Here is a 19600-nt window from a genome sequence, read left to right as displayed (position 1 = left end):
GCATGGTAAAAGTAGGTATTAATGGATTTGGGCGTATTGGCAGAAGTTTTTTTAAGATTGCCCAGCGCTATCAGGATGAAATCGAAATCGTTGGCATCAATGATATCGGTTCTCCGAAACAGATGGCCCATCTTCTGAAATATGACAGCATCTATGGCACATTGAAAAATAACGTGACCTATGATACGGGCCACATCATCGTTGATGGGAAAGCCTATCCGCTGTTTCAGCAGAAAGATGTGAAAGATGTCGATTGGGATGCTCTCGGTGCCCAGATTATCATCGAATCATCGGGCAAATATGCCGGCCGCCGCACGGCGAGTTCCCAGAGTCGTCTTCCCCTGGGAGGCAGCGTAAAAAAAGTCATCATTACGGCACCATCCACCATCGATGACATTACGATTGTCCTTGGCGTCAATGAAGATAAATACAATCCCAAGAAGCACCACGTCATTTCCGGCGCTTCTATGACAACCTGCGGTCTGGCTGCTATCCTGAAACTGATGAATGATACGTATGGTGTCAGACGCGGTATGACCACATCCATCCATTCCTACACGACGGACCAGAAAATACTCGACGTATCCCATAAAGATTTCCGCCGCGCCCGGGCAGCGGGCATGTCGATCATTCCGACGACGACCGGGGCTGCCGAAGCCATTACCAAAGTCCTGCCGGAATTCGAAGGCAAACTGAGCTGCCGGGCAGTCCGCGTACCGACACCGGATGTCTCCATTGTGGATATTGTCCTGGAATTAGAAGATAAAAACGTTACCCTGGAAGATTTGAACAGCACCTTCAAAAAAGCCGCTGCTTGGAAATACAGAGGCATCATCGATACTAACGAAGATGAACTCGTTTCGGTTGATTACCGCGGCAATGAAAATACGACGACCATCGATATTCCCCTGAATATGGTCATGGACGGAGGCATGGTGAAAATTGTCTCTTGGTATGATAATGAATGGGGATATGCCCGCCGCGTCGTCGAACTGGTGAAATACCTCACATCCCAGGGTCTCGACTGACGAGAGGAGAGACTACTATGAAAAAAATAATTACTGATGTAGATGTAGATAAGAAAAAAGTATTTGTCCGCGCTGATTTCAACGTGCCACTTGATGAAAATGGCGTTATCACCGACGATACACGGATCCAGAAAACATTGCCGACAATCCGCTATCTCCTCGACCATCAGGCTGCGGTCATCCTGGCCAGCCATCTGGGCCGGCCAAAGGGAAAGGCCGTTGCAAAATATTCCTTAAAACCGGTGGCAGCCCGCCTGTCGGAACTGCTGGGGATTCCCGTGCAGATGGCACCGGACTGCATCGGAGCCGAAACGGAAACTATGGCCGGGGCACTGCAGCCGGGCCAGGTCCTGCTCCTGGAAAACCTGCGCTTCCACGGGGAAGAGGAAAAGAATGATCCGGAATTCTCCCGCAAGCTGGCTTCTCTGGCCGATGTAGGCATCAACGACGCCTTTGGATGCTGCCACCGCGCTCATGCATCCGTAGCCGGTATTGCCGCTTTTCTTCCTATGGCAGCCGGTTTCCTTCTGGAAAAAGAAATCCGCTTTATCGGTGGTGCCGTCGATCATCCGGCACACCCCTTCGCAGCAATCATTGGTGGTGCCAAAGTTTCCGATAAGATTGAAGTCATTTCCAATCTGCTGCCCAAAGTCGATGTCATGATTATTGGCGGCGGCATGGCCAACACCTTCCTGGCAGCCCAGGGGTATGGTATTGGAAAGTCTCTGGTAGAAGCCGATAAAATCGATTTGGCGAAGAAACTTATCGCCCAGGCAGCAGACGAAGGAAAGAAACTGCTGCTGCCCGTCGATGTGAATGTAGCGGAAACGTTCTCTAACGATGCGGCTCATAAAGTCGTACCGGCTGATGCCGTGCCGGAAGACTGGATGATCCTCGATATCGGTACAAAGTCACAGGAACTGTTTGCCCGTGAACTGGAACCGATGAAACTCATCGTCTGGAACGGTCCGATGGGAGTCTTTGAAATGGAAAACTTCGCAAAGGGCACAGAAGCTGTTGCCCGTGCAGTAGCTCATTCCCAGGCGGTTTCCATTGTCGGCGGCGGTGACTCCGTTTCGGCTGTAAATAAAACAGGCCTTGCTAATCAGATCAGCCATATCTCTACTGGCGGCGGCGCTTCCCTGGAATATCTGGAAGGCAAGAAGCTGCCCGGTATAGAATCGCTGAGTGATAAATAAATCTACTTATATCAGTCGCAAAGGAGTTTTCGAGATGAGAAAAACAATTATTGCAGGTAACTGGAAGATGAATCACACCGGAAAAGAAACGCGGGAAACCATCACGGCTCTCGTACAGGGACTTACTGGTGCGGAACAGGCAGATATTGTCATCGCCCCTGTATTTCCCTATTTGCCGATGGCTGTAGAACTGACAAAAGGAACGGCTGTACATGTCGCTGCCCAGAATATGCATTGGCTGGACAACGGCGCTTACACAGGCGAAGTATCGCCGGCTATGTTAAAAGATATCGGCGTCAGCCATGTCATCATCGGCCATTCGGAACGGCGGGAATACAACAATGAAACGGATGAAACGGTCAATCTGAAAGTTAAATCTGCACTAGCCCATGGACTCACGCCGATTCTCTGTTGTGGGGAAACGCTGGCCCAGCGTGAAGGCGGTATTATGCAGTCCTGGATAGAAGGTCAGATCGAAAACGCCCTGAAAGATATTGCGGCAGCTGATATAACGAAAGTGGTCATCGCCTACGAACCTATCTGGGCTATCGGGACGGGCAAAACGGCGACGGCTGCTCAGGCAGAAGAAGTATGCGACATTATCCGCAAAAAGCTGGCAGCTCTCTATGATGACACAGCTGCACAGGATGTATCCATTTTGTACGGCGGCAGCGTTAAAGGCAAAAATGCAGCAGAACTGACAGCCTGCCCCGACATTGATGGCGGACTGGTCGGCGGTGCCAGCCTGAAAGCCGGTGATTTCCTGGAAATCATCCATAAGGCTGTCATCAAATAATCCATAGGATATCAGTAAATGATATTGTAAATTTTATATATCATATTAAAGTCTCCATTTCCCCTTTTCTTTTTAGGCGATTGGAGACTTTTCTTTTTTGTAAATAATAAAGATAAGAAATACTGGTTTAAAATAATGCATCAGAAATTATGAAAAGTAAAACGATTATGTAGAATAAAAAAAGCGCATATGATATAATGCAAAGTAGGCCATTGTAAAATTTTGACGATAAATGCGTCATGTTTTTGTAAATTCTACGGCCGGTATGTACTTGTAAAAATGAGGAGATTGGACGACTATGGCATTCCATTTAAAGCCGAAAGAAGAGAAGTTTTTCACCTTGCTCGACGAACATGCCCGTATCAGCTATGAAGCAGCTGATCTGCTGCGTCAGGCCATGAACCGGGAAATCCCTACAGAAGACGCCATGCATCAGATTTTTGATCTGAAGACAAAGGCAAATGAACTGGTAGTCGAAACGATGAAACGGCTGCAAAAAACGTTTATTACCCCCATGGACCGGGAAGATATCCAGCAGCTAATAGACCAGCTGGATGCGACTGTAGACAGCATTAATGACATCATGGATAAAATGTGGATGTACAAGGTCGGCGAGGCTACGGAAGGAACTAAGCAGATGACGGTCATTACGGCCAAAGCGATGAAGGAAATCCGCAAATCTATCGGATATATGAAGGATTTGAAAAAGAACTATCTCAAAGTAGAAGCACGCAGTAAAAAGGTGCTGAAACTGGAACAGGATTGTGATGACCTCTATCACGAAGAAATGGCAAAGCTGTTTGCCGAATGCAAAGATCCCATCGAAATTATCAAATGGAAAGAAATACTGCAGTCTGTCGAAGACGTGACAGATGACTGTGAAGATTTGGTTGTCACGTTCAGGAGGGTTGTATTGAAGTATGCCTGAGCATTGGTTAATCTGGGCAGTCGTATTGCTTGCCGTTCTTTTTGATTATGTCAATGGGTTTCATGACACGGCCAATGCCATTGCCACCAGTGTATCGACACGGGCAATCACGCCCCGTCATGCTATTATCATGGCGGCTACACTGAATTTTGCCGGCGCCATGATCAGTACCGGTGTCGCAAAGACCATTGGCGGTGATCTGGTCCTCAACCCATCCCAGATCAGTCTGGAAGTCATTGTAGCCGCTCTGATCGGTTCGATTATCTGGAATATAACAACTTGGTATTACCGTATCCCCAGCAGTTCTTCCCATTCTCTTGTCGGGGGCGTTATCGGTGCCGTCTCCATCAGCGTCGGACCGGCTGCCCTGGATATAACGGGGATCAGCAAAATCATCATGTCCCTGATTCTGTCGCCAATCGTGGCACTTGCAACGGGGTACTTTGTCATGATCGGGCTATTATGGATTTTCCGTAATTTTTCTCCTATTACCCTGAACCGGCAGTTCCGCAAAATGCAGCTCGTGTCGGCAAGCCTCATGGCTTTTTCCCACGGTTCGAACGATGCGCAGAAAGCTATGGGCATTATCGCCCTGGCGTTACTGTCCGGCGGTTACATTGAAACTATGGAAATTCCCATATGGGTAAAAATCGCCTGTGCCACATCGATGGCGCTGGGGACATCGGCCGGCGGCTGGCGCATCATTTCTACGATGGGAACGAAAATCTTCAAGATGGAATCCATCAATGGCTTTGCTGCAGATCTGAATTCGTCGATTGTCATCTTTACGGCGACTTTCCTGCACCTGCCGGTCAGTACGACTCACGTCGTATCCGGTTCTATCATGGGCATCGGTTCGGCTGAACGGGTCCGTGCCGTTCATTGGGGGGTAGCCCGCAGCATGCTTCTGGCCTGGGTCATTACGATTCCCATCAGTGCCTGTATTTCGGCTGTTATCTACCTGGGGCTGAGTCTGTTATAACTAAATACGGTATTATGGCTGTGCAATACGCTTGCGTATTTGCACAGCTTTTTTGTATTATGTCAAAAAAATAGGGGATATTGTGTCAAAAAAACTATACGAATTTAGTGAATTATTGTATAATAATAAGCAAGGATAACGATGGGGCTGGTTAGTCATAGTCCCATCAGCAAGGAGGAATTTTGCTATGAGATTGAATCAGGCAACAGATTACGCGTTTCGTATGGTATTGTACCTGGCATCTTTGCCGGAAGGAACAAAAATAACGGGAGCTGCCCTGGCAGAAAAACAGAATATACCGGAACGCTTCTTGTTAAAAATCATGCGCAGTCTGACGGCTGCCAATATCATGAAATCATACCGGGGCGTAGAAGGAGGATTTGCCCTCCAGCGCGCACCGAAAGATATTACCCTTTTTGATATCATTGAAGCCGTAGAAGGACAGACGGAATTACAGCGCTGCCTTCATGACGTGGGATCGTGTTCCAAAGGATGCAGCGGCATGTGTTCCATTTACGCGGCCTTTGCCGGTATTCAGCGTAATCTGGCCAAACAATTGAAATCGTATAATTTTGAAGACCTGGCGAATCAGGAAAAGGCCATAAAGAACGCCGAAGAAGCTGCCAAAGCGGCTGCTGCCCCGGACGAAGACAAAGCAAAAGCGGAATGACCATATTGATATGGAGACTGGTGCTGAAGTACGATTATCTTCAGTGCCAGTTTTTATTTGCTTCAGGTCAGGGAAGAAGCTCTTTTCAGCGCCCCTGAAATATTGTACAATAAAAATACTGCATGAAATGTCTCATGTACGTACTGTCTTCAGATATTATATCAGGGAGTGTACTATGTATTTACCAATTCAGGGATTCATCAGCAGTTTCCGCCTGCTCGATGTTGTAGATATTCTGCTCGTCGCTTTCTTTTTATATAAAATGCTGATCCTGATCCGTAATACGCGGGCTGTGGCCCTTATCAAAGGCCTCATCGTCCTCGGTGCCGTTACGGTAATCAGCAGCAGCCGCTTTCTCAATCTTCACGTCATCAACTGGATGCTTCAACAGGGCATGATGGTCATCATGTTTGCCTTGCCTGTCGTATTCCAGCCGGAATTGCGCCGTGCCCTGGAGCAAATCGGCCGCGGCCGCCTCATCCGTTCCAGCCAGGTCGTCGATATGGAAGCACTGGAGCGGCTGCTCGATGAAATCGTAGCTGTTACGGAATCCATGTCCAAAACTCATACGGGGGCACTCATCGTCTTTGAACGGGATGTCGGCCTCAATGATTATATTGACACGGGCATTCAGATTGACGGTAAAGTGTCGCGGGAACTGCTGGGAAATATTTTTATTCCCAATACGCCGCTCCACGACGGAGCGGTTATCATCCGCGATGACCGCATCATGGCGGCGGGGTGTCTGCTGCCGCTTACCAGTGACCGTTCCCTTTCGACGGAATTGGGGACGCGCCACCGGGCCGCTATCGGTATCAGTGAACTGGCCGATGCTGTCGTCGTAGTAGTCAGTGAAGAAACGGGATCGATTTCTTACACATACGGCGGCCACATTTACCGTCATCTCGACGGCACGGCACTGCGCAACGTTCTTATGACATTCCTCAAACGGCAGCCTCAGGGGCTGGCCAACATATTGAAATGGAGGCCGATGAAATAATGATCAAGCTCAATCAAAAATGGCAGCTGCGCATCATCTGTCTCATTCTGGCCATTGTCCTCTGGTTTGTCATCATCAATGAACAAAACCCGACGAGCGAAGGCAGCTATACCGTACCGGTCACCGTAGAAAATCTCAATTCCCAGTATATTGCGGCCAATGTCCCCAAGACAGTCTACGTCCGCCTTTCCGGTCCGCGCAATACGATTATTAACGTTGGTGCATCGGATATCAAGGCCTATATCGACCTCTCCAACGCCCAGGAAGGTGAAATGGAAGTCCCGATACACGTACAGATTCCCAATGGGACGGAACTGAAGAAACAGGCACAGAATTCGGCAAAAATTTATATTGATGTCTATGCCGTACAGGAATTCAAACTGACGCCTCATCTCAACGGCAAGCTACCCGATAATGTAGCTATCAGCAGTCTGCGCATGGTGCCCGATACAGTCGTCGTCAGTGGAGCCCGCCGCCTTATTCAGCAGGTAGACCGGGCCATCATCGATATTCCGGTCGGTGATAAAAACCAGGACTTCTCGGTCATGGCACCGATTCATCTGGTCCATGCCGATGGATCTCCTGTAGATGGGCTGGAAATGACGCCGTGGCAGAGCAAGGTCAATGTGAAACTGCTGACCGATGCCGTGACCAAACGGGTCCCGGTCTATGTGACGACGACGGGGGACCCGGCTGACGGGTATACCGTAAAGCGTGTCAGTCCCATTCCGGAAAGTGTAGAAATACGCGGACGGTCTGATGTCGTCGGTACCGTGTCAGGCATCAATCTGGCAGCAGTCAATGTCAGCGGTATCAGTGAAACGAAAGACTTTGAAATGTCTGCGCCATCCATTGATGGGGCCGTCTTTGCGCCGGATACGATTAAAGTCACCGTTGAAGTCGGCAAGGACGATTAAAGGAGAGAATCATTTTGCTCAGAGTACTAAATATACGGACCGCCGTTCCGATGGAAAAGCCGCTCCCGGTCCTGGCAGCGAAGAAATTACGCTGCCGTAAGGAAGACATACAGCGTCTGGTCATCGTACGGCGTTCCATAGATGCCCGCCGGAAACCGCACATCTACTTTGTGTTTACGGTCGATGTCACCCTGGCTGACGAAGCGCGGGTATGGAAACATTGCCACGACGCCAAAGACGTTCGAAAACTAGAGATCCGGCCTGAACCGCCGATTCATCCTGGAAACCGGAAACTGGCCCACCGGCCGGTCGTCGTCGGTACCGGTCCGTCTGGTCTGGCGGCAGCCCTGGAATTGGCCCGTCATGGATACCGGCCTGTAGTCTATGAACGAGGCTGCGATATCGATACGCGGACACGCCATGTAGAAGAGTTCTGGGACGGCGGCCCCTTCCGTCCCGAGTCGAATGTACAGTTCGGTGAAGGCGGAGCCGGCACTTTTTCAGACGGAAAACTGACGACGCGGGTCAATCACCCGTTGCTGCCCAGGATACTCCAGATGTTTGTCCAGGCCGGGGCACCGGAAGATATCCAGTATGCCTATAATCCTCACGTAGGTACGGATATCCTGCGACGCGTCGTAAAGAATATGCGCCAGACTATCGAACGCATGGGCGGGACCATTCATTTCAACAGCTGTGTGACTGATATCGGCAGAGACGATACGGGGCAGATTACTTCAGTTACCATCAATGGCACGGAGACGGTCCCGGCAGAGGTCGTCATCATGGGAATCGGGCACAGTGCCCGCGATACGTACCACATGTTGTACCAGCAGGGAATCCATATGGAACGGAAAGATTTCGCCGTAGGCGTACGCATCGAACATACCCAGGACTTGATTGATCATTCCCAGTATGGCTGCAGCGCAGCTGAGCTGGGACTGGATGCCGCCGATTATGCACTCGTATATCATGATAAACAAAGCGACCGGTCCTGCTATTCCTTCTGTATGTGTCCCGGCGGCGTCGTCGTAGCGGCCGCGTCAGAAGAAGGCGGTGTCGTGACCAATGGCATGAGCTTGTACAAACGGGATAGTGGTATTGCCAACAGCGCTCTCGTCGTCAATGTGACGGCCGATGACGTGGGCGGTTCGACGCCACTGGCGGGAATAGAATTCCAGCGTCGCTATGAAAAGCTGGCCTATGAAGCAGGCGGCAGGACATATAAGGCACCGGCACAAACGGTAGGATCGTTCCTGGGACGGGACGATACGGGGCAGATGCCGTCTGTCACGTCTTACCGGCCCGGCGTCGTCTGGACCGATCTGCGCCGCGTTCTGCCCGGCTTTGTGACTGATACGCTGGCAAAGGCCCTGCCATATTTTGGCCGGCGTATTCATGGCTTTGACGATCATAACGCCGTCATGACGGGCGTAGAGACCCGGACCAGCGCTCCGGTACGGATTGTCCGGGGAGAAGACCGTATGGCTGATGGCAGCAGCGGCCTCTATCCTGTCGGCGAAGGAGCCGGATATGCCGGAGGAATTATGAGTGCTTTTCTCGATGGTCTGGAAACAGCTATCGCAATTATAACTATATATCAACCGTTGGAGGGAAAATAAATGGCAAGATTGTTTGGAACTGATGGAGTACGAGGTATAGCAAATGATACATTGACGCCGGAACTGGCATATCATCTGGGACGGGCGGCTGCGTACGTACTGGGACAGGAAAAAGAACATCCCACATTCCTTATCGGCAGGGATACGCGTATTTCCGGAACGATGCTCGAAAGCATCCTGGCAGCAGGGATTACCTCGGCAGGGGGAAACTGCTATCTTGTCGGTGTGATCCCAACACCGGCCATTGCCTATCTGACACGGGTCCATCATCTCGACGCTGGCGTCATGATTTCGGCTTCCCATAATCCGTTTGAATACAATGGTATCAAATTCTTTGACCAGTACGGATATAAACTGCCCGATGAAACAGAAGACCGCATTGAAGAATACATGCTCAAAGATGAACGTTCCGGTATCCAGAGCCGTCCGACCGGCGCAGCTATCGGTACGATTTCTAACTGGACGAATCTGCAGGATGAATATGAAGATTTCATCGTCCAGTCTACCGATGTCGACCTGACAGGACTAAAAATCGTCCATGACGGGGCCAATGGATCGGCTTCCCAGCTCGGTCCGGATATCTTCCGCCGGCTCGGTGCGGAAGTCATCGCTATCCACCATGAACCCAATGGCATCAATATCAACGACCACTGCGGTTCTACCCATCTGGAAAGCCTTAAAGAAGCAGTCCTGCAGAACGGTGCCGATATCGGTATCGCCAATGACGGCGATGCCGACCGCTGCCTGGCTGTCGATGAAAAAGGACAGGAAATGGATGGCGACCAGATTATGCTCCTCTGCGCCCTGAAATTGAAAGAAGAAGGGCGGCTGAAACAGGATACGGTCGTCGGTACGGTCATGAGCAATATCGGTTTCCACAAGGCCCTGAAAGAAATGGGGTGCCAGAGCGTCATCACTGCCGTCGGGGACCGTTATGTCCTGGAACGGATGCGCAAAGATGGCTATTGCCTGGGAGGCGAACAATCGGGACATATTATTTTCCTCGATTATAATACGACGGGCGATGGCCTGTTGACGGCTGTGCAGCTGCTGTCTATCATGAAAACACGCCAGAAGCCTTTGTCTGAACTGGCAGGAATCATGACGAAATATCCGCAGATCCTGAAAAATGTCACCGTACAAACGAAATCGGGCTGGGAAAATAACAATCTCATCATGGCGGCTATCGCTGCCGGGGAAGAAGAACTGGGTGATGAAGGCCGGATCCTCGTGCGTCCGTCCGGAACGGAACCGCTTATCCGCGTTATGGCGGAAGGCCCGGATCTGGACCAGCTGCAGCGCATCGTAGACGATATCGCCCTCGTCGTAGAACATGAAATGGGACCGTCGAAATAAGCGCGGGTATTGACCAGAGTCATAGCTTATATTAAAATAAGGGAATGGAGTATACTACTTCATTCCTTTTTATTCGTTTAGGAATCCATTCGTAAAATGGATAGCGCTAGTGCCTGCGTGAGGAACAGGCAGACGAGGTAGAGAAGTATCGAAGATTCAGCGGATGTCTCTCGGCAGCTCCGGCCGTCATGTAATGAAAAAATCACACTGGTAACAGGGTGGACAAAATCATTGCAGGGAGCGCACAGGGGTAGTGCGCCTATTTTACGGCGCAGCCCCGAAAAACAGGAGGAAAAAAATTATGTGTGGTATTGTTGGTTATGTTGGTGACCGCCAGGCGGCAGATTTTCTTTTGGAAGGCCTTGCTAAATTAGAGTACAGAGGCTATGATTCTGCTGGCATAGCTGTATATCATGATGGAAAAATAAAAGTACAGAAAAAAGTGGGCCGGCTGGTCAACCTGAAGAAAGTTGTCGAACAGGACCCCAATATCGGGACTATCGGCATTGGTCATACCCGCTGGGCTACCCATGGCGGCCCTTCTGATGTCAATTCTCATCCTCATATGAGCATGGACGGGAAATTTGCAGTCGTCCACAATGGCATCATTGAAAACTACATGACGTTGAAAGAAGAATTACTGGCCAAAGGCTATCAGTTCAAATCAGAAACGGATACAGAAGTCGTGGCTCACCTCTGCTCTGACATGTATGATGGTGACTTTGCCAGCACAGTCCGCCGGGTCCTGAAACGGCTCCGTGGCTCTTATTCCCTGGTCTTCATGAGTACCTATCAGCCCGATACGATTATCTGTTGCAAAAAGGATAATCCGCTTATTGTGGGACTCGGCGACGGGGAGAATTATATTGCATCGGATATACCGGCTATTCTCAACTATACGCGCCGGACGTATATCATGAACGATGGCGAAGTCGCTATTGTCAAAAAAGACAGCGTCTGGGTAACGGATTTGGACGGGCAGCCTGTTTCCAAAAAAGTATTTGAGGTCAATTGGGATGCTGAAGCTGCTGAAAAAGGCGGCTTTGAGCATTTTATGATCAAAGAAATTTTTGAACAGCCCAAGGCTATCCGTGATACCCTGAGCTGCCGCGTGGCGGACGATGGCAAATCGGTTAAATTCGACGAACTCAACTGGTCGCCGGAAGATGTCAACTCTATCGGAAAGATTATGATCACCGCCTGCGGTACGGCTTATCATGCCGGGCTGCTGGCTAAGTATTTCATTGAAAAACTGGCCCGCATTCCCGTCGAAGTAGACATTGCTTCAGAATACCGCTATCGCGATCCCCTGACAGATAGCAAGACGCTGTGCATTATCATCAGTCAGTCCGGGGAAACGATTGATACACTGGCGGCACTCAAAGAAGCAAAACGGCGGGGAGCCCGCTCTCTGGCTATTACCAATGTCGTCGGCTCGTCTATCTCCCGGGAAGCAGACCAGGTTGTTTATACCTGGGCAGGCCCGGAAATCGCTGTAGCATCGACAAAGGCCTATACGACACAGCTCGTAGCATTGCTGCTGCTGGCACTCTACATGGGTCGTCTCAACGGGCAGCTTAGCGCAGAAAAAGAAACAGAGATTCTTCAGGATCTGCAGAAGGTTCCGGAGCAGTGCCAGTATATCTTTGACCATGCCGATGATGTGAAACAGCTGGCAGAAAAATTCAAGAATAAAGAAGATGTCTTTTTCATCGGCCGCTCTATGGATTATGGCCTGGCCATGGAAGGGGCTTTAAAACTGAAAGAAATTTCCTACATCCATGCCGAAGCCTATGCCGGTGGTGAACTGAAACACGGTACCCTAGCCCTGATTGTTGACGGTGTCCCCGTCATAGCCCTGGCTACCCAGCGGGATGTAGAAGAAAAGATGATAAGCAATATCAAAGAAGTCAAGGCCCGCAATGCCCAGGTAGTAGGCGTCGTGCAGGATGATGACACGGAAGTGGCCAAGACGGTGGACTATATCATCAAAATCCCCAAATCGGATAATTTTGTCATGCCCGTCATGACGGTTATTCCCTTGCAGCTGCTGGCGTACTATGCAGCCGTAGTCAGAGGAAATGATGTAGACAAGCCGAGAAATCTGGCTAAGAGTGTTACTGTAGAATAAGAATCAGGTGTATAGAGCCGGCAGGTGAATGAAAGAGCGTTCGCCTGCCGGCTTTTTTAAAAAATCCCTTGACAAGAAGGGAAGAGTGGGATATACTAAACAAGCTGTTGAGCGGACGTGAAGGTTCCCTTCCTCCTCTCAAAAGTATTTCAAAAAAAGTGCTTGACAAACTCCTGTGAGTTTGTTAAGATATATGAGTCGCCGCGATGAGCGATGAACTTTCTTCATCTCAATCATGCGGCTGGCAGATGACCTTTGAAAACTGAACAATGCAACATACGAATGAACGCCAGATAAGTAGAGAGCCATGTTTGAAGGAGCCGTAAGGCGACGCGCAAACATGAGCGAATCACTTATATCGAGATTAACTCGGTAGTGCGAGGTTCTAGAGATAGAACGTCAAACAATGAGTAACAAACCAACAATAGTAAGAATGAGCTAGTGCTCTTCACATATCATGGAGAGTTTGATCCTGGCTCAGGACGAACGCTGGCGGCGTGCTTAACACATGCAAGTCGAACGAGAGGACATGAAAAGCTTGCTTTTTATGGAATCGAGTGGCAAACGGGTGAGTAACGCGTAAGCAACCTGCCCTGCAGATGGGGACAACAGCTGGAAACGGCTGCTAATACCGAATACGAAGCAGCTCCCGCATGGGGGCAGCTTGAAAGGATGGCCTCTGAATATGCTATCGCTGCAGGAGGGGCTTGCGTCTGATTAGCTGGTTGGAGGGGTAACGGCCCACCAAGGCGACGATCAGTAGCCGGTCTGAGAGGATGAACGGCCACATTGGGACTGAGACACGGCCCAGACTCCTACGGGAGGCAGCAGTGGGGAATCTTCCGCAATGGACGAAAGTCTGACGGAGCAACGCCGCGTGAGTGAAGACGGCCTTCGGGTTGTAAAGCTCTGTTATACGGGACGAACGGGCGGGATGCTAATACCATCCTGTTGTGACGGTACCGTAAGAGAAAGCCACGGCTAACTACGTGCCAGCAGCCGCGGTAATACGTAGGTGGCAAGCGTTGTCCGGAATTATTGGGCGTAAAGGGTGCGCAGGCGGTCTCTTAAGTCTGTCTTAAAAGTGCGGGGCTCAACCCCGTGAGGGGACGGAAACTGGGAGACTGGAGTATCGGAGAGGAAAGCAGAATTCCTAGTGTAGCGGTGAAATGCGTAGATATTAGGAGGAATACCAGTGGCGAAAGCGGCTTTCTGGACGACAACTGACGCTGAGGCACGAAAGCCAGGGGAGCGAACGGGATTAGATACCCCGGTAGTCCTGGCCGTAAACGATGGGTACTAGGTGTAGGAGGTATCGACCCCTTCTGTGCCGGAGTTAACGCAATAAGTACCCCGCCTGGGGAGTACGGCCGCAAGGCTGAAACTCAAAGGAATTGACGGGGGCCCGCACAAGCGGTGGAGTATGTGGTTTAATTCGACGCAACGCGAAGAACCTTACCAAGCCTTGACATTGATCGCAATGGATAGAGATATCCAGTTCCTCTTCGGAGGACGAGAAAACAGGTGGTGCACGGCTGTCGTCAGCTCGTGTCGTGAGATGTTGGGTTAAGTCCCGCAACGAGCGCAACCCCTATCTTCTGTTACCAGCACGTGATGGTGGGGACTCAGGAGAGACTGCCGCAGACAATGCGGAGGAAGGCGGGGATGACGTCAAGTCATCATGCCCCTTATGGCTTGGGCTACACACGTACTACAATGGCTCTTAATAGAGGGAAGCGAAAGGGCGACCTGGAGCAAACCCCAAAAACAGAGTCCCAGTTCGGATTGCAGGCTGCAACCCGCCTGCATGAAGGAGGAATCGCTAGTAATCGCAGGTCAGCATACTGCGGTGAATACGTTCCCGGGCCTTGTACACACCGCCCGTCACACCACGAAAGTCATTCACACCCGAAGCCGGTGAGGCAACCGCAAGGAACCAGCCGTCGAAGGTGGGGGCGATGATTGGGGTGAAGTCGTAACAAGGTAGCCGTATCGGAAGGTGCGGCTGGATCACCTCCTTTCTAGGGATAGAGGCCGGAAGGAAGACGAAAGTCAGACTTCTGACGATTCTTAGGTCGGCATTCTGGCAGAGTATGAAGCATTGTTTAGTTTTGAGAGGCCATCCTCTCAGACGTACCTTGACAACTGTATAGAAAACGAAGAAACACCTCTTTTTTGAAAAGAAAAGAGACTTAACGAACCTTAGAAAAAAAGAGCAAGTCAAGTAAGTAAGGGCGTACGGCGGATGCCTTGGCTATATCAGCCGAAGAAGGACGCGATAAGCTGCGATAAGCTGCGGTGAGGTGCAAGTAACCTTTGACCCGCAGATGTCCGAATGGGGAAACCCGGCGTGAGGAGTCACGTCATCCTCTTAAGAGGAAGGGCACCCGGTGAACTGAAACATCTAAGTAGCCGGAGGAAAAGGAATCAAAAGAGATACCCTGAGTAGCGGCGAGCGAAAGGGGCAGAGCCCAAACCGGGATGGGAAACCAATCCGGGGTTGCGGACTGCGGAAAACTGCACGAGCGAAGCAGAATGAGCTGGGAAGCTCAGCCAGAGAGAGTGAGAGCCTCGTAAGCGCAAGCAGATGCAGGGAGCAGGATCCAGAGTACCACGAGACACGAGGAACCTTGTGGGAAGCAGGGGGGACCACCCTCCAAGGCGAAACACTGATATAGACCGATAGCGCATAGTACCGTGAGGGAAAGGTGAAAAGAACCCCGGGAGGGGAATGAAAGAGAACCTGAAACCGTATGTCTACAAGCAGTCGGAGCACTATATACGTGCGACGGCGTGCCTATTGAAGAATGAACCGGCGAGTTACTTCGTCCAGCGAGGTTAAGCAGGAAATGCGGAGCCGCAGCGAAAGCGAGTCTGAAGAGGGCGATGAGTTGGAGGGAGTAGACCCGAAACCACAGTGATCTACCCATGTCCAGGTTGAAGCACAGGTAAAAATGTGTGGAGGACCGAACCAGTGAGCGTTGAAAAGCTTTTGGATGAGATGTGGGTAGGGGTGAAATGCCAATCGAACGTGGAGATAGCTGGTTCTCCCCGAAATAGCTTTAGGGCTAGCCTCATGGAGAGAGTACAGGCGGTAGAGCACTGAACAGGGTAGGGGCCTATCCGGCTACTGAACCTAATCAAACTGCGAATGGCTGTACTTATACATGGGAGTCAGACTGCGAGTAATAAGACCCGTAGTCAAGAGGGAAACAGCCCAGACCAACAGCTAAGGTCCCCAATGCCGTACTAAGTGGTGAAGGATGTGGAATTTCGAAAACAACCAGGATGTTGGCTCAGAAGCAGCCACCATTAAAAGAGTGCGTAATAGCTCACTGGTCGAGAGACTCTGCGCCGAAGATGACCGGGGCTGAAGTACGGAACCGAAGCTTTGGCATGTATGTAGATACATGGGTAGGGGAGCGTTCCTGCATGGGAGAAGCGGTACCGGAAGGAGCCGTGGACAGGCAGGAAGAGAGAATGCCGGTATGAGTAGCGAAAAGGAAGGTGAGAATCCTTTCCACCGAAAGCCTAAGGGTTCCTGGGCAACGCTCGTCGACCCAGGGTAAGTCGGGACCTAATCCGAGGCGGAGACGCGTAGGAGATGGACAACAGGTTGAGATTCCTGTACTGCAGCCGTTTGTTTGAGCGACGGAGTGACGCAAGAAGGAAAGCGCGCGTGCGACTGGAAGAGCACGTCCAAGCAGGTAGGTCGGGAGACAGGCAAATCCGTCTTCCATAAGGCCGAGATGTGATGGGGAGCTTCTGGAGACAGAAGCGAAGGGGCCGGCACTATATTGCCAAGAAAAGCTTCTAGTGAGAACGGCAGCACCCGTACCGAAACCGACACAGGTAGGCAGGAAGAGAATTCTAAGGTGCGCGGGACAACCCTCGTTAAGGAACTCGGCAAAATATATCCGTAACTTCGGGAAAAGGATAGCCTGTAGTCAGTGAAGTGCAGAAGCGCACGGAGCTAAGGCAGGCGGCAGAAGAGAGGCCCAAGCGACTGTTTACCACAAACACAGGCGTCTGCTAAAGGGAAACCTGACGTATAGATGCTGACACCTGCCCGGTGCTGGAAGGTTAAGAGGACTTGTTAGCGCAAGCGAAGCAGAGAATTGAAGCCCCAGTAAACGGCGGCCGTAACTATAACGGTCCTAAGGTAGCGAAATTCCTTGTCGGGTAAGTTCCGACCCGCACGAAAGGTGTAACGATTTGGGCACTGTCTCAACGAGGGACCCGGTGAAATTGAAGTACCTGTGAAGATGCAGGTTACCCGCGACTGGACAGAAAGACCCCATGGAGCTTTACTGTAACCTGAGATTGAATTCTGGTAGGAGATGTACAGGATAGTTGGGAGGCGGAGAAGCGAGTACGCCAGTATTCGCGGAGCCGATGGTGGGATACCAACCTTGTTTTATTGGAATTCTAACGAGAAGCGTAACGAGCTTGCGGACAGTCTCAGGCGGGCAGTTTGACTGGGGCGGTCGCCTCCGAAAGAGCAACGGAGGCGCCCAAAGGTTCCCTCAGTGCGGACGGAAACCGCACGAAGAGTGCAAAGGCAGAAGGGAGCTTGACTGCGAGACGGACAGGTCGAGCAGGGACGAAAGTCGGGCTTAGTGATCCGGTGGCATAGAGTGGAATAGCCATCGCTCAACGGATAAAAGCTACCCTGGGGATAACAGGCTTATCTCTCCCAAGAGTCCATATCGACGGGGAGGTTTGGCACCTCGATGTCGGCTCATCACATCCTGGGGCTGAAGTAGGTCCCAAGGGTTGGGCTGTTCGCCCATTAAAGTGGTACGCGAGCTGGGTTCAGAACGTCGTGAGACAGTTCGGTCCCTATCCATCGCGGGCGGAAGAAACTTGAAAGGGGCTGCTCCTAGTACGAGAGGACCGGAGTGGACCGACCAATGGTGTACCAGTCATGACGCCAGTTGTGCAGCTGGGTAGCTACGTCGGGGACGGATAAACGCTGAAAGCATCTAAGCGTGAAACCAGCCTAGAGATGAGGTTTCTCATTACGCAAGTAAGTAAGGTCCCACAGAGACGATGTGGTAGATAGGCCGGGAGTGGAAGTACAGTGATGTACGGAGCGGACCGGTACTAATAGACCGAGGACTTGACTTAAAAGGTAAGGTAAGGAATACGTTTTCTATACAGTTGTCAGGGCACGGCCCTGACAAGAGAATTCAGTGGCGATAGCTGCGGGGATCCACCTGTTCCCATGCCGAACACAGCAGTTAAGCCCGCAAACGCCGAAAGTACTTGGGGGGAAGCCCCCTGGGAGGATAGGAAGCCGCTGATTGTGGAAAAAAGCACTAGCTTATGCTAGTGCTTTTTTTGTGTGGTTAGTGATTAGTGGGAAGTGAAGAAAACAGGACACCAGCCCAATACGGCTGGTGTCCTGTTCATTAGATGGCTGCCTGCGAACTGCGGCCTGCGTTCTGTGGCTGCTGCCCTTTCCGGCCTGCAAACGGCGCCCTTTTCTCTTGAAAATACAAAAGGACTGAAAAAGTGGACCGGATATGTCTAAATACAATAACATCAATTCTCATAAAATATTATGCGAAAGATACTTTATATTGTATAATATAACTGTAAAAATACTGAATATATGGTGTTCATGGTGTTGTATCTACCGATAAAGGAGTCTTTATTATGAAAGATATTCGCATTGAAAAAGTTATTGGCCGGGAAATCCTTGATTCACGGGGAAATCCTACCGTGCAGGCCGATGTGTGGTTGTCCGACGGGACCCTTGGCCGCAGTGCTGCTCCCAGCGGTGCCTCGACGGGACAGTTTGAAGCATTGGAACTGCGTGACGGCGATGCACAGCGCTTTGGCGGCAAAGGCGTTACCCAGGCCGTTAGTCACGTCAATACGGTATTGCAGGATGTTCTGAGAGGTCAGAATCCTTTTGATACGTATGGCATTGACAGCCTGATGATTCACGCCGATGGCACGCCTGATAAGTCACGCCTCGGCGCCAATGCCATTTTAGCTGTATCGCTGGCCTGCGCCCATGCAGCTGCTGCATCCCTGGGGATTCCCCTTTATCGTTTCCTCGGCGGCGTCAATGGCAATTATCTGCCTGTACCGATGATGAACATTCTAAATGGCGGTGCCCATGCAGCCAATACGGTTGACGTCCAGGAATTTATGATCATGCCGGCAGGAGCTTCTTCGTTCAGGGAAGGTCTGCGCTGGTGCGCTGAGGTTTATCATTCTCTGGCAGGTCTTCTGCAGGCCAGAGGATTGGCTACTTCTGTTGGCGACGAAGGCGGCTTTGCTCCGGATCTGGCCAGCGATGAAGAGGCTATCCAGTATATCATTCAGGCCATTGAAAAAGCTGGTTATGAACCGGGTAAAGATTTCGTCCTTGCTCTTGATGCCGCTGCCAGCGAATGGAAAGGGCCGAAACCGGGCGTTTACGTTCTGCCCAAGAGCGGTCAGTCCTTTACGACAGATGAACTCATTGCACACTGGCAGAAGCTCTCCCAGGCTTATCCCATTTACTCCATCGAAGATGGTTTGGATGAAGAAGACTGGGATGGCTGGTCCGCTTTGACAAAGGCCCTGGGACAGCGCGTACAGCTCGTTGGTGACGACTTATTCGTTACCAATACAAAACGTCTGGCCAAAGGGATTGCCCAGGGTTGCGGCAATGCCATCCTCATCAAGCTCAATCAGATTGGATCGGTATCGGAAACGTTGGAAGCCATCAAAATGGCACACCGCGCTGGTTATCGGGCCATCGTTTCCCATCGTTCCGGTGAAACAGAAGATACATCTATTGCTGATTTGGCCGTCGCTCTGAATACGGCACAGATCAAGAGCGGCGCACCAAACCGTAGCGAACGTGTGGCGAAATACAACCGTTTGCTTCAGATTGAAGATGAATTGCGTGGCCAGGGAATCTATCCCGGCTTCCAGGCATTTGGCATCCAGCGCTGAGTGCAGTGCTCTTG

Annotated in this window: 12 protein-coding genes and 3 rRNA genes; all 15 read left to right on the top strand. The window is 50.9% G+C overall.

Going from position 1 to position 19600, the window contains the following annotated elements:
* The first annotated feature begins 2 nt into the window (after window positions 1-2).
* The 15 genes from ACGTIC_RS11970 to eno all read left to right on the top strand — a co-directional run bounded on the left by ACGTIC_RS11970 (window position 3) and on the right by eno (window position 19586).
* Entirely contained in the window at window positions 3-1028 is a 1026-nt protein-coding gene (locus tag ACGTIC_RS11970) for a type I glyceraldehyde-3-phosphate dehydrogenase (protein ID WP_059075588.1), read from the top strand.
* Between the two features lie 17 nt (window positions 1029-1045).
* Window positions 1046-2227 (top strand): phosphoglycerate kinase, encoded by a 1182-nt coding sequence (locus ACGTIC_RS11965; protein ID WP_059075589.1) that lies wholly within the window; start codon window positions 1046-1048, stop codon window positions 2225-2227.
* 34 nt (window positions 2228-2261) lie between these two features.
* Window positions 2262-3023 (top strand): triose-phosphate isomerase, encoded by a 762-nt coding sequence (tpiA, locus tag ACGTIC_RS11960; RefSeq protein WP_059075590.1) that lies wholly within the window; start codon window positions 2262-2264, stop codon window positions 3021-3023.
* Between the two features lie 298 nt (window positions 3024-3321).
* Window positions 3322-3951 carry a DUF47 domain-containing protein gene (locus ACGTIC_RS11955; RefSeq protein WP_059075591.1) on the top strand — a complete coding sequence of 210 codons (630 nt, stop codon included), beginning with the start codon at window positions 3322-3324 and terminating at the stop codon, window positions 3949-3951.
* Window positions 3944-4933 (top strand): inorganic phosphate transporter, encoded by a 990-nt coding sequence (locus ACGTIC_RS11950; protein ID WP_059075592.1) that lies wholly within the window; start codon window positions 3944-3946, stop codon window positions 4931-4933. The genes ACGTIC_RS11955 and ACGTIC_RS11950 overlap by 8 nt, the downstream gene beginning before the upstream one ends.
* A 187-nt stretch (window positions 4934-5120) precedes the next feature.
* On the top strand, window positions 5121-5603 hold the full coding sequence (locus ACGTIC_RS11945) for an Rrf2 family transcriptional regulator (RefSeq protein WP_059075593.1): 483 nt from the start codon (window positions 5121-5123) through the stop codon (window positions 5601-5603).
* A gap of 175 nt (window positions 5604-5778) precedes the next feature.
* Window positions 5779-6603: a diadenylate cyclase CdaA gene (cdaA, locus tag ACGTIC_RS11940; RefSeq protein ID WP_059075594.1), complete on the top strand. Its 825-nt coding sequence runs from the start codon at window positions 5779-5781 to the stop codon at window positions 6601-6603.
* The gene (locus ACGTIC_RS11935) at window positions 6603-7520 is read left to right on the top strand and encodes a YbbR-like domain-containing protein (protein ID WP_059075595.1); all 918 of its coding nucleotides are present in this window, start codon (window positions 6603-6605) and stop codon (window positions 7518-7520) included. Before cdaA ends, ACGTIC_RS11935 begins: the two co-directional genes overlap by 1 nt.
* Before the next feature lie 14 nt (window positions 7521-7534).
* Window positions 7535-9142 (top strand): NAD(P)/FAD-dependent oxidoreductase, encoded by a 1608-nt coding sequence (locus ACGTIC_RS11930; protein ID WP_200817496.1) that lies wholly within the window; start codon window positions 7535-7537, stop codon window positions 9140-9142.
* Window positions 9143-10498 carry a phosphoglucosamine mutase gene (gene glmM / locus ACGTIC_RS11925; protein ID WP_113855084.1) on the top strand — a complete coding sequence of 452 codons (1356 nt, stop codon included), beginning with the start codon at window positions 9143-9145 and terminating at the stop codon, window positions 10496-10498.
* A gap of 301 nt (window positions 10499-10799) precedes the next feature.
* Entirely contained in the window at window positions 10800-12629 is a 1830-nt protein-coding gene (gene glmS / locus ACGTIC_RS11920; protein ID WP_059075598.1) for a glutamine--fructose-6-phosphate transaminase (isomerizing), read from the top strand.
* 454 nt (window positions 12630-13083) lie between these two features.
* Window positions 13084-14650: ribosomal RNA gene (locus ACGTIC_RS11915) — 16S ribosomal RNA — on the top strand.
* A 197-nt stretch (window positions 14651-14847) separates the two neighbouring features.
* Window positions 14848-17759 (top strand): 23S ribosomal RNA (locus tag ACGTIC_RS11910).
* A gap of 61 nt (window positions 17760-17820) precedes the next feature.
* A 5S ribosomal RNA gene (gene rrf, locus ACGTIC_RS11905) occupies window positions 17821-17937 on the top strand.
* Together the 16S, 23S and 5S rRNA genes form the textbook arrangement of a ribosomal RNA operon.
* Window positions 17938-18290: 353 nt before the next feature.
* Entirely contained in the window at window positions 18291-19586 is a 1296-nt protein-coding gene (gene eno / locus ACGTIC_RS11900; RefSeq protein ID WP_113855520.1) for a phosphopyruvate hydratase, read from the top strand.
* The last annotated feature ends 14 nt before the right edge of the window (window positions 19587-19600 follow it).

This window comes from Megasphaera hexanoica, from assembly GCF_043520715.1.
Lineage (GTDB): Bacteria > Bacillota > Negativicutes > Veillonellales > Megasphaeraceae > Megasphaera > Megasphaera hexanoica.
The sequence above is the reverse complement of the archived record's forward strand: the minus strand, read 5'-3'. Positions and strand labels throughout refer to the sequence as shown.